1 pseudogene is annotated in these 300 nt (G+C 50.3%); it reads left to right on the top strand.

The annotated features are described in order from the left end of the window. Positions 1 to 117 (top strand): annotated as a pseudogene (locus tag HEN33_RS25730) (HNH endonuclease); the annotation flags it as partial. Positions 118 to 300: the final 183 nt, after the last annotated feature.

Below are 300 nucleotides of genomic sequence, written 5' to 3'. Positions count from 1 at the left end.
TGTACCGAATGCCATCGCCAGAAGTCAGTCAGTGAAACGGCGAGTGGTATGCCTGATCCGACGTTGCCTGAGCTTCCTGATGGCACGCTCAGGGCCGACGGAATCACTGGCCTGTGACCAGACCCGGGGGGGATCATCCGGCGAAAAAAAACGATCGCCCTGGACACCGCCCCCCCTCTCATGCAGAGAAAAAATTCCCGTTTCAGGCCAGTTAACATGTTAACTGGCTGTTCGGCCTTTTTTCTGTTTTTATCTTTATTATTCAGTTTGTTGTGCGAAAAAAATGTTAACTGGCTTTTT

The organism is Escherichia sp. 94.0001 (genome assembly GCF_013369155.2).
Lineage (GTDB): Bacteria > Pseudomonadota > Gammaproteobacteria > Enterobacterales > Enterobacteriaceae > Escherichia > Escherichia coli_F.
Note: the sequence above shows the minus strand (reverse complement) of the source record. Positions and strands in the feature narration are given on the sequence as shown.